Genomic DNA, 11,681 nt, shown 5'->3' with positions numbered 1-11,681 from the left:
TCAGTATCAAGGGCACCGGTAGGTTCATCTGCCAAAACAATCTCAGGATTATTAACTAATGCCCTCGCAATTGCAACCCTTTGCATCTGCCCACCAGAAAGTTGACTCGGTCTCTTATCTTCATGTCCGTTTAGTCCCACTTCCTCAATAACCTTCTCAGCTCTCAATCGTCTCTCTTCTATTTTTACACCAGATAGAGTCATCGCAAGTTCAACATTTGATCTTACTGTTTGATGAGGAATTAAGTTGTAGCTCTGAAAAACGAATCCTATTCTATGGTTTCTATACTTATCCCAATCTGCCGAGTTATACTCTTTAGTCGAAACACCATTAATAACTATCTCTCCTGAGTTGGCAGTATCAAGTCCACCCAAAATATTTAACAGTGTGGTTTTTCCTGATCCAGAGGGTCCCAGAACAGCTACAAATTCATTATCTCTAAAAGCTACTGAAATTCCATCCAGTGCTTTTTGAATAAAATCACCTATCTTGTATTCTTTTCTTATTTCACGTACTTCAATCATATACTTGCCTCACTAGGTTAATTTCAATTGTTCTTTTCACTATATCGAAGTATTTTAGAAAAGTATACTCTTCTATTGTATGTTGTCAAACTTTAAACTCTATAGAATAAGTCAAATAAAAAAGGCTTCGGTAAACCGAAGCCCGAATAAGCCGTATGGACTATCTCCTTAATAGTTTTCTTCGTGAACTTCGAAGAATGACTGTGGGTGAGCGCAAACTGGACATACTTCAGGAGCCTTAGTTCCTACACAGATATGTCCACAGTTTCGACACTCCCATACCTTAACTTCGCTTTTCTCGAATACTTCCTTCATTTCTACATTCTTGAGAAGTGCACGGTATCTCTCTTCGTGGTGTTTCTCAACTTCACCTACTAGACGGAATCTAGCTGCTAACTCTGGGAAACCTTCTTCCTCGGCAGTCTTTGCGAAACCTTCATACATGTCTGTCCACTCGTAGTTTTCGCCATTAGCAGCATCCTCAAGATTAAATGCAGTATTACCTACACCATCGTTAAGCTCTTTGTACCATAGCTTTGCATGCTCTTTCTCGTTTTCAGCTGTCTTGAGGAATAGTGCAGCAATCTGCTCAAATCCTTCTTTCTTTGCCTTTGATGCAAAATATGTATACTTGTTACGAGCCATCGACTCACCAGCAAAAGCTGTTTCTAGATTCTTCTCTGTCTGTGTTCCTGCGTACTTCTTATTTGCCATAATATTTATCCCCCTTTATGTATTTTGTTAATCTCAAATGCATCAATCAGTTGCATCCGTTTCATTTAGATTATACTACTTTATAATCAGTTGTGCAAAACTATTTGCATGAATTATTTTTCACTTAGCTGCACATTTTGATATACAACGCTTACACAACTAAATATGATATAATTTATTGATTTTATGTTATTAAAACACATGGTATTTATCTATAAAAATTTAATTTTAAAGGAAGTATAACAACTATGACGACAGATAAAAACATCAAGAAGTATGGGTTTAGAGATAATGCAATATGGATTTCCATCCTAACATTTATGCTCATAGTATTGAGCGAATTTATGCCGATGACCTCTATAAACGGTACGTTATTCAGCACCAGCTACACTAAGACATTTAACCTATATTTCTCTTTTTGGGCTATGTGGTTAGTCTTCATATTAACAATTGTAATCATCAAAAAAAATCGCTTTATACTGGATAAAGTAAAGTATAAAAATGGCGGCAACACATTCAAAAACCTAATTGTAGGATTTGGCCTTGGAGTTCTCATGAATGGTACTTGTGCTCTTACTGCATACCTTCACGGAGATATAAAACTCAGCTTCGACAAGTTTGAGTTCTTTCCTATTATACTAATGTTTATAGTTGTGTTCATTCAGTCTTCAGCAGAAGAACTTGCCTGCCGCGGTTTCATGTATCAGAGGCTTACATATAAGTACCATCATCCGTGGGCGCCAACGGTAATTACTGCGGTAGTTTTTATGGTCCTTCATCTTGGAAATGATCATGTTTCCTTTCTTCCGATGGTAGATCTCGTTATATCAGGTCTTGTATTTGGTGCGATAATTCACTATTTTGACAGCCTTTGGATGGCTATGGGATGCCACGCTACCTGGAACTTCACACAGAACATATTGCTGGGGCTTCCTAATAGTGGCTCACTGCCATCATATTCAATATTTGTATTAGATCAAAATTCTTCCAGAGGTAGCTTTGCTTACGATACGGGGTTCGGTCTTGAGGGAAGCATTATGTCCATCATAGTTCAATTACTTAGTTTAGCTCTAATGACATATGTATATCGCAGGTGCATCCACAAATGTAATATAACAAGATAGTACACTACTACCGATAATTCCATATTTACACAATCTTCTAAGTGTACTTCTGCCCTTATTCATTGTTTATTAATATAGTTTTCATAAATACAGCATCTGCTTCGATTGAGAACATATTACGCAAGATTTTTGAGTGATAATTTTGAGTAAAGCGAACGCGTTATAAGATTGTACTAAAACATTAATATCGCATAAACCAAAAGCCAGAGGCATGAGCCTCCGACTTTTGGCGATTAACAAAATGACTTAAATATGTAGGTTGAAAGTATGATTATTATGGTCTTGGATTAATTTGCTTATGATTGTTAAATACAATCATATATTTACATGTATATTTGCATTATCTGTACGATTCTTTGAATACTGCTTCTTTGATCACATTCATCCGCTTTAGATATTACTAAGCGTTTACCAATGCTTCTCCAAGAGCCTTGCACTGTGCTATTCCTTCATCGTCAGGTTCATTGTTACAAATCACCGGTTCTTCTACAATTACAGCACCGGCACCTTCCATACGTTCCTTCCAAGAACGCATCCACTCGCCATCGCCCCAATCGTACGATCCGAATAGAACAATCTTCTTACCTGAACAACAACCTTCCAGTTCCTCGATGAACGGTTCAAACTCTTCCTCTTCCAGCACCTCTGCACCCATAGCAGGGCATCCTAGAGCAAGTTTGTCTTCAGCCTTTACATCTGCAACGCTTATCTCAGATACAGACACAACTTTAGCATCAGCACCGATACCTTCGCCAACAGCGTTGGCCATCGCTTCAGTATTGCCTGTAGCACTCCAATACACTACGAACATGTAAACACCTCCTGGTAATTATATACTGTTTGTTGTTAGTTATCTCTAACTAGTTGTTATTATATTAGAGGCGTCTAACTTTGTAAAGAGGTTTTTGCAATTTTTCATATTTATTTTTTTGAAAATCTATTTAAGAATCACTTTCGAATCATTTAAAGATATGAAAAATGTGAGGAGCGAGCACCCTCAGCTCGCTCCTCACATTTTAGGAATATAGAGAAAATGTTGTCGATGGTATGATTCCTAGTGGAATGCTCTACCATATTTACTTCTGTTATATACCATCTTGATTAAACTATAAGATAAGACCATACATCCTCCCGAAATTATTAAACCAAATGTTGCACTTACCATATCATTTCCCTCCTTAATCAAGATTATTTGTCGATCACTAAAATCTTATTTATGTTTACGTATATTCTATCTGTTTGTTTCGCTTTGTCAATGCATTATCATGTATTTTTGTATGTTTATTACAATTGTTTGTTTGATGTCTGGGCAATTTTTGTTTATTAAAACAATAAAACGAGCTCATCTGTTGTGAGTTCGCATAAAATTTCTACATTTGCATTATTTTTTCCAAAAACATCTATATGTAGTGCCTCTTTTCACTTGCTCTCTAATAGTTTTAATGCCGGTATCCATCATTAATCTTTACCATGTATGCATTTGCAGCAGGAGTCTTGCCCCACACTTTCGCATAGTAATCGTCACTTAAAAATATATAATGACCTGCATACATCTCGGAAATGCCGCTCACTTTGATGGTGTATGACTCCCTCGCTGACTGTATCCATGCCGCCGAGAATATTGAGAATCGTGGATTTACCGGCACCGGACGCACCAAGAATTATTACCAGCTCACCCTTGTTGATTTCGAAATTGATATCGTTATTGGCTATGACTTCAACTTCTCCGGCCGTATATCGCTTGTAGCAATGTCTCATCTCTATATACGCCATAATAACTTGTATGATTAGCTCATTAGCTAATTCATACTCTACTCCTTACTTTATATCCAGAAATTGCTCGATAAACTCGCATACATCTCTTACGCAGTCATCACAACTACGGAGAGCTTTACCACCATCAATTCCCTTAAGTGTCTTGCAGACCACCGTCGAATTACGATCCTTAAAAGCTTTAGTCAAATTGCGAATCTCACCTGCAGTCTTTGCTTTATTATCATTCTTTAGACTTAAAATCATAGCTGCCCCGGATAGACATCCACAGTGACCTTCCATACCTCCGAGTCCGCCACCGAAGCCTTGTCCTATAGAATACAGCATATCTTTATCCGCTCCAACACAATCCGCATATGTGCAAGCAATTGCTTGCGCACAATTGTGTCCGTTGTGTTTAAGTTCTACTGAAAACTCGCCTCTTTTACTCATTAGCTTTTACCTTTCTGCCTTTTATAAATTGATTATTATCTTAATTCTATCTTTGAATTTTTGTTCTTTCTTTTCTCATACATAGTGTACATATCGTACCAAGGCTGAATATCAACCTGCTAATGTTAATAATATCACTCGCATGACGAAAAGATAAGGTAACAATGCGAATTCATAAAAACAAGTTATCTGATAATTCGGACAACTTTCTAGTAATTAATTACTTTTTAGGGTTATAGGACAAAAAGAGTTGGTGACTAATCCCAATAATTCTGAAATTCAGATGACTTATGCAGCTCTCCCCAGACCACCGCATCTCCCCATGTAGGGATAGATTAAGTGCGTTTATCTAACTCTGAAATCTTCTGGTATATCGCTGCAATACTTTTGTCCGTTGGCATTACTTTTAATAGTTTAGACACGGAAAGCGGTCTTGGTGAGTGCACATAGCACCACCAAAAGACCGCTTTTATTCTTCTTTCAACAGATAGTCCACGGTGATTCCTTAGCAAGGCTCTTAGCCTTGCATTTATACCGCCTTCTATCTGGTTATTTGTAGATGGAACCTTACCTATCTCAGCTATTAAATCTTCATCCAAGTAAGTAAATAGAGTGCCTTCTTTTACCAACCTAGAAAGAGATCTCTGTGCCTTTAAAAGTCTTTCATGCGTTGCTCTCCAGTTGCCGTTTTCATCTAGTGACCTTTGACTCAGAAACTTGTTGTGTCTTCTCATCCAATCTAAGAATTCATCTACCCATTTATCTGCTTCAGATCTAGTTTCTAGGTGGAGTAGTCTTTTAGCAAGAGCATATAACTCAGCCCCAGCAAGGGTTTTAGGTCTTGTTGTAGTATATCTTCTTACTTGAGAAAACACATGAAAAAGGCATCTCTGGTGCTTTGCATGAGGCCATACCTTTTTTAAAGCCTTATGAAATCCTTTTCCTCCATCCGAAACTACAAGTGCAGGCTCAGTAATCCTGGACATTAATGAGATCCATGCATTTGCATGCTCATAGCGGCATAAGTACCAACCAAGCACATTATTTCTGTCACAGCAAATTAAAACACAGGCATTGCGGCATAGATAAATTCCATCTACGAACACTACTGAATGCTGTTCTTCTACAACTGGCGGTAATGTCCATATATCCCAAAATTTGTAGGTTTTTCTCCTAAAGGTACGACCACCTCCAGGCATATCCTTTTGAATATCTTTGCTAAAAAGCCACTTAAGAAATATATTAAGCTGCTTGGTTAGATTATCTATTTTAGGTGTGTTTATTGACTTGCATTTCTTACAAAGCCACCTTTGTGATCCTGACTTATTCTTCCCATATTTTATACAAATATTTCCACAAACAGGGCAAATAACACGTTTCATTTTACTATCCTCCTAGAACACCATTTCTAAGGAAGATATGACCCTAATTCACCTTTAAATTTCAAGGGTTGCAAGCATTTTTACCAACTCTTTTTGTCCATCCTGTATCTTCTTTAAAAAAAGATATAACCGCTGTAGCCATTGAAATTTCAATGACCACAGCGGTTTTCACCAACTCTTTTTGTCCTATAACCCACTTTTTACATCATTTGATCTCAACGAAGAACAGCGCAGTATACCTATTATAATTAGGGTAATCAAAGTTTGATGACCCAATAAAAATAGCGACCATCATGTGATTAATGAATTGGTCGCTATTTGGTTATTATCGCATTTCGCTATCAGATTCTATATACTTTTGTTTCACCATGTTATCAACGATGTACCTATACTCGTTTCTTTCTTTTAACCAGTAACACAAGTAGTGCCAGAAGTGAAGAAATCAGTATATATCCATATAACGAGATATTACTTGAGTCACCAGTCTTTGGTGATTTTGGTTTATTAGGCACTTTAGGTCTTTCTTCGGTATTGGTAATTGTATATCCATCTTCGGCACTTCCGCTTATTACAGACTTGTACCCGTCAATTGACACTTCCTTAATTGTATAAACAACCTTGTGTCCATCTGTCTCATCATACTTAGGTAGGTTATCAAACTCATGCTTCCAGTTTGTTGCCGCACTGAGTGTTGCTTCCTGCTTTTCTGTGCCATCTGCTATCAGCTTCACTTTCACAGAGTCTTTTGCCTTGCCAACCCACTTCTTCGTAACATTAACCTTTGTCTTCTCTACATTGGTATTTGTTACTGTGAAACCGGATGCCATATCGCCTGTTATCTTGGTCTTGTAGTTTGCAACAGCATCTTCCTTAATAGTGTAGACTATCTCATTACCATCTTTGTACTTTTCCAAATTTGCAAACGTATGCTTCCAGTTATTGACTTTATTTAAAGTAACCGAATCAACCTCGTCATTACCTGCAAACAGGCGGACTTTTGCCGATGTCCCTTCCGGTCCTACCCATTTCTTCGTTACAGGTATGGATATGGTTTCTTTTTTATCTATTATTGTTTTCTTTACTGTTTTTGTTGTCGAATCAAAATCTGTAGCAGCGACATTCGTGTCTTCAGCTAAAACATATCCCTTGGGAGCTTATGTTTCACGGATTATATAATCATCATGAAGCAACCCACTTATCTTGGCATATCCATTTAGATCCGTTTCAACCTTACCTACAACCTGTCCAGAGCGAACACGCACAATATCGAACTTAGCACCTTTTAGTGGATTACCTGATGGATCCTTTTTATTGATTTCAAGAGAGTATGTATAACCTTCTCCAGATCCACCTGCTTCCATTATTTGATAAGTAACACCATGTGAGTAATCTTTATTGTTATTGGTAAAAGTTGCTTTATTCTTGAATTTTTCACCGGCAACCGGCTTATAAGGTATTTTCACGCGGTATTCAATTAATAAGCCCTTACCTCCAGGAGAACTACCGATATCAAGTGTAAATTTGGAGCCATTATATGTAATTTTATCTTTATATTGTTCCGTTACATCTTTTTTATCCTTCAGTTCTAGTCCGGTTCCACCATAGGTAGATTCCCATTTACCTTCATAAATGGTCATTTTATCAGGAATGTAGCTTGCAGTTGAATCTAAAAGTTCATCTACAACCTTAGCATTTACAAATGCTTCATTCTTCTGATTAATCTTAATCTGGTAAATTCCTACCGTACTATCTTGGCTCCACATCCATCCCGCTTTAAGAATAGGTAATAGCTCAATTATCTTAGGCTTATAATTAAGGTTTCCTGCATGAGCAGTTTCCCCATTATTACTTAAATCCACGGGAATAGTCTTTTCTGTATTGTGGACTTTATTATCAATCTGCGCATTGAAGAAAAACTTTCCTTCTAAGTCAGATTTACCTTCAACATACTTGGTATATGTTAGAATTACTTTAGTTGGATTACCATCTACCAGCTTTCCATTGGCAACAATATTACTACCATCTTTAATTTGGAATGTGCTCGGCGATGCGGACACAATCCCTGCAGGTAAAATAATCGTTGACGTATCACCCTCATGTACTATATTGTTTGGTAATTTATAATCAACATTAATACGAAACGCCTGCCATGCAGCTATTGTTCCTGTCATAGGGCTTCCGTCAATTTTAGCGATAGATGCACTTGTAATTATATTATTACCCACTTCTCCCGCATATACAGGTTCGTTAACCACACCTTGAAACAAAAAGCTTAATGTCATTATCATAGATAAAATTAAGCTAAAAAACTTTTTACTTCTCATAAATACTACAGACCTTCCTTCCTTATAATCATTAATATCTATACTTTCAGCTGATTATATAACCTGTCCGTATAGTTCAGCATAGTACAGATATTCGCATAATAACATATATACACCATGAAATCTATTTGTTTATTAAAACTGCATTAATCAAATCCATATTCATCAATAGTTTCATAAATTTTGTTGTTTTTACAAGGTATGCAATCCTCTACCCAGTTCCACCAAAAATATCCTCCGACGAACCTTTCGTGGAGCTTGGGCATGCCATAATACTTTTTTACCATTTTGATTTTACTTTTTTCAGTTGCACTTTCAGCGGTATTGCCACACTCTCCTATACCAAGAGAGGCTGATGGGAAAATTTTACCAAGTTTCTTAAATATACTCTTCCATTTAGGTTCATAACCCTTATTATCATCTTCATAATAACTTACAAAACAGTAATTTACAGAATCAGACAATTCGGTTGGAATGTTTTTTTCCGTCCAATCTATCATATCCCTCTGAGGTGAATCGGTACAATACAACGTCAATGCTGTTTTGCTTCCTTTTCTCTTGATAAATTCATTTGCCGCAGAAACCTTATCCACAATAAGTTCAGGTTTCTGTTTTATCCATTCTATTCCATTAACTTCATTTCCAACTTCCCAAACATTAACATATTTAGACAAATATGTATAAGAAGTTTTAAATCTTTGAAGATACCCTTCACGGTCTTCATATTTATTCATTTCAAAAGAATCCACTGGGCAGGCCATAATATCTGCATAAGGTTTTATAGATTTAAAAAGTTTTACATATTCAGAAGGGTTTGTCTCTATTGACATAACTATTCTCACTGTTGGTTTATGTTTTAAATTCTTCAACCCCTGTAACACATCATTTAAATTAGTATCATCATACCACGCATCATCAATAGTAAGGCCATATATCATTTTGTGCTTTTTTGCATCGTCTCTTGCAGATTTATCTTTCTTAACATCACCACAACCGCACAGGAAACTCATTAAAGTGATTAAAATCAATATACAACAGACTATCCGGTAAAACTCATTGTTTCTTAATTGCATTCTATTATCATATATAATTTTTCTTCGCCACATAAATTTTATTTCTTAATCTCCTGGATTTATATTCAAATGTTAATAATAAATATCATCCATCTCAAAATTCGCCATCACCAATAACAGAGTTAACACTCGATTCTCATACCGAACAATAATGCCATAGTTACAAGCTTGAAAACCGGTTTCTAAAACTGATTTTTAAACATAGGTTACAGTAAGTTCTGTATGAAAAGACATTTTATGAGAATATCTATACCAAATAACATACGCATTACTTACGTTCTTTCATATAACTCTCAATTTCCAGTAGAGTCAATTTACACACTTGTATGTATGGATACTCCTTATACTCACCTATTGTAAATACAGGCTTCATTAATTTGCATTTTTTATGCTTATTATTACATAGATCGTCATGATCTTTAAATATTTTGTAAGAAAGTCGTCCTTCACCGCTTTCTATTTCATAAATACCGCATGCATTTTAGGTCTTGGAATCTCAACGATTACGTTGGTTGCAGTTATTTTTATATTACAACTTAATCATGATTCTTTTTGTATTTTTAATCAGTATTTATCGGAAAAGTAGCAATAAAAATACTTCCTTTTCCTTTTTTTGAAACTATATCAAGCTCCGCTCTGTGAAGATCAGCGATGTCTTTAACAAAAGATAACCCCAATCCCATTCCGCTGTTTTGCGACTTATTTCTTGAGTCTTCAACCTGATAAAATCGGTCCCATATATTTGCCAAATGATCTTGCGAAATGCCAATGCCATCATCCGCCACTTTTAGGACAGCTTTATCAAGGCTGTGTTCCAATGTTATCCATATTTTACTTTCAGTGAATTTTAAGGCATTGCTAACTAGATTATCGATCATCCTTATTAAAAGTAATTTATGCCCCCTAATCCATAATGCGGTCTCAACTTTAATTTCAAATGCAATATCCGATTCTTCCCACTTCCTTTCATGAGTTTCGCAATATTCAAACACTAAATCTGAAAGAGACAAACTCTCTAAATTAGACCAATCCAATTGTTGTGTTTTCGATAGCTCGAGAATTTGATCCGTTATACTCGTCATGAGCTTCGCCTGACGGTGGATAATGGATAGTGACTCCCTGGACGCTTGAAGAGTATCGGCATATTTTCCCCCAAATTCACTTTCAGCCAAAATGACCGATAACGGAGTTCTGAGCTCGTGCGAAACGTTTTGGTTGAACCGCCTTTCTTTATCAAAATTCGTCTGAACGGATGAGATCATGTGATTAAAGACATTGGCAAGCTTTGCAGTTTCAATATATAGGTGTTTATACGAGTACTCTACACGTTTAGTATAGTCACGACTTTCTGTAATATCTTCTGCCATTCGCGTAACATCCTTTATCGGTAAAAATCCACGATTCAGAATTCTTTTACCGCCTAAGGCCATAATTATGATGGAAATTGGAGCAAATATTGCTAAAGATAATAGGAACAAGCTCAGTTCCTTGCTTAAACCTGATATAACACGAATTCCACGGACCCATTTTTGTTCTTCACTATTATACACATCAAAATAATAGAATTTGTATTCAGATGAACTATATTGGGAAAGCTTACCAGATGCAAATGGTGCATTTGCATCAAACCCTCTAGGAAGGGTGCCTTTCTCTAGCGTCTTATCCCGATTGTAAATGGCAAAGTAAATCCCATCTTCAAATGCTTCGTAGTCATCCAGCTCTGTTGATAACTCCATCGTCTCGTGTTCAAGTTCAGTTCGGACAATATAATTAGACCACGTATCGGATATGGCAAATGCCGCCACAAACATCACTACGAAAATCAATGCTATAAATACTGTGTACCAAAGTGTCACTCTAGAAACAATGGAATGTGGCTTAACTTCTTTCCTTTGATTTGAAAACATAACCCATACCCCTTTTAGTCTGAATAACTGACGGATCTTGCAGTTTCTTGCGAATGTTTTTGACTAAGACATCGATGATGTTGGATTCTCCCTCATAATCGAAATCCCATATGTGTTCTCTAATATGTTCCCTGCTCAAAATAACATTGGGATGCCTGACTAAGCATTCTAGTAGTTCATATTCCTTAGATGTTAGATCAATCGGAACAGAGTTTTTGGTAACCGTCTTTTTTACAAAGTCAAGACAACAGTCACCGAACTGCACTGTGCTTGTAAGGTTTTCCCTGTTTTGACGCCTAAGTAGAACTCTAATTCTTACCAGCAGTTCATCAAATTCAAAAGGTTTAACTAGATAGTCATCTGCACCTGCATCCAAACCGGTTACTTTATCTTGTAATGTATCTCTGGCAGTCAACATTAAGACTGGA

11 protein-coding genes and 1 pseudogene are annotated in these 11,681 nt (G+C 36.5%); 1 reads left to right on the top strand and 11 read right to left on the bottom strand.

The features are described 5' to 3' along the window. Both AXF17_RS09415 and rbr read right to left on the bottom strand, forming a co-directional pair. Nucleotides 1-524 (bottom strand): ABC transporter ATP-binding protein (locus tag AXF17_RS09415; protein ID WP_237049069.1); only part of this gene is annotated, 524 nt, incomplete at its 3' end. Nucleotides 525-692: 168 nt separating this feature from the next. Next, nucleotides 693-1,238 (bottom strand): rubrerythrin, encoded by a 546-nt coding sequence (rbr, locus tag AXF17_RS02935; RefSeq protein ID WP_094233727.1) that lies wholly within the window; start codon nt 1,236-1,238, stop codon nt 693-695. Nucleotides 1,239-1,486: 248 nt separating this feature from the next. Here rbr and AXF17_RS02930 point away from each other — a divergent pair, with 248 nt between their 5' ends. Next, nucleotides 1,487-2,362 (top strand): CPBP family intramembrane glutamic endopeptidase, encoded by an 876-nt coding sequence (locus AXF17_RS02930; protein WP_094233726.1) that lies wholly within the window; start codon nt 1,487-1,489, stop codon nt 2,360-2,362. Between the two features lie 400 nt (nt 2,363-2,762). On the opposite strand, the gene AXF17_RS02925 is transcribed toward AXF17_RS02930, so the two are convergent. The 9 genes and pseudogenes from AXF17_RS02925 to AXF17_RS09410 all read right to left on the bottom strand — a co-directional run. Beyond that, nucleotides 2,763-3,173 (bottom strand): flavodoxin, encoded by a 411-nt coding sequence (locus tag AXF17_RS02925; RefSeq protein WP_094233725.1) that lies wholly within the window; start codon nt 3,171-3,173, stop codon nt 2,763-2,765. 710 nt (nt 3,174-3,883) lie between these two features. Beyond that, complete coding sequence (locus AXF17_RS09790) at nt 3,884-4,120, bottom strand: ATP-binding cassette domain-containing protein (RefSeq protein WP_334293361.1); 237 nt, start codon at nt 4,118-4,120, stop codon at nt 3,884-3,886. A 60-nt stretch (nt 4,121-4,180) separates the two neighbouring features. Continuing rightward, entirely contained in the window at nt 4,181-4,567 is a 387-nt protein-coding gene (locus AXF17_RS02915; protein ID WP_094233724.1) for a C-GCAxxG-C-C family protein, read from the bottom strand. Nucleotides 4,568-4,824: 257 nt separating this feature from the next. Further along, a pseudogene (locus AXF17_RS02910) lies at nt 4,825-5,949 on the bottom strand (IS1249 family transposase). 386 nt (nt 5,950-6,335) lie between these two features. Beyond that, nucleotides 6,336-6,992 carry a Cna B-type domain-containing protein gene (locus AXF17_RS02905; protein ID WP_257789617.1) on the bottom strand — a complete coding sequence of 219 codons (657 nt, stop codon included), beginning with the start codon at nt 6,990-6,992 and terminating at the stop codon, nt 6,336-6,338. Nucleotides 6,993-7,103: 111 nt separating this feature from the next. Then, the gene (locus tag AXF17_RS02900) at nt 7,104-8,273 is read right to left on the bottom strand and encodes an Ig-like domain-containing protein (protein ID WP_094233722.1); all 1,170 of its coding nucleotides are present in this window, start codon (nt 8,271-8,273) and stop codon (nt 7,104-7,106) included. A gap of 146 nt (nt 8,274-8,419) precedes the next feature. Beyond that, nucleotides 8,420-9,346, bottom strand: a complete 927-nt coding sequence (locus tag AXF17_RS02895) for a hypothetical protein (RefSeq protein ID WP_207651576.1) — start codon at nt 9,344-9,346, stop codon at nt 8,420-8,422. A 560-nt stretch (nt 9,347-9,906) separates the two neighbouring features. Continuing rightward, nucleotides 9,907-11,253 (bottom strand): sensor histidine kinase, encoded by a 1,347-nt coding sequence (locus AXF17_RS02885; RefSeq protein ID WP_094233720.1) that lies wholly within the window; start codon nt 11,251-11,253, stop codon nt 9,907-9,909. Next, nucleotides 11,225-11,681 (bottom strand): response regulator transcription factor (locus AXF17_RS09410; protein WP_237049068.1); only part of this gene is annotated, 457 nt, incomplete at its 5' end. The genes AXF17_RS09410 and AXF17_RS02885, both read right to left, overlap by 29 nt.

Source organism: Mogibacterium pumilum, from assembly GCF_002243385.1.
In the GTDB taxonomy this organism is placed as follows: domain Bacteria; phylum Bacillota; class Clostridia; order Peptostreptococcales; family Anaerovoracaceae; genus Mogibacterium; species Mogibacterium pumilum.
The sequence above is the reverse complement of the archived record's forward strand: the minus strand, read 5'-3'. Positions and strand labels throughout refer to the sequence as shown.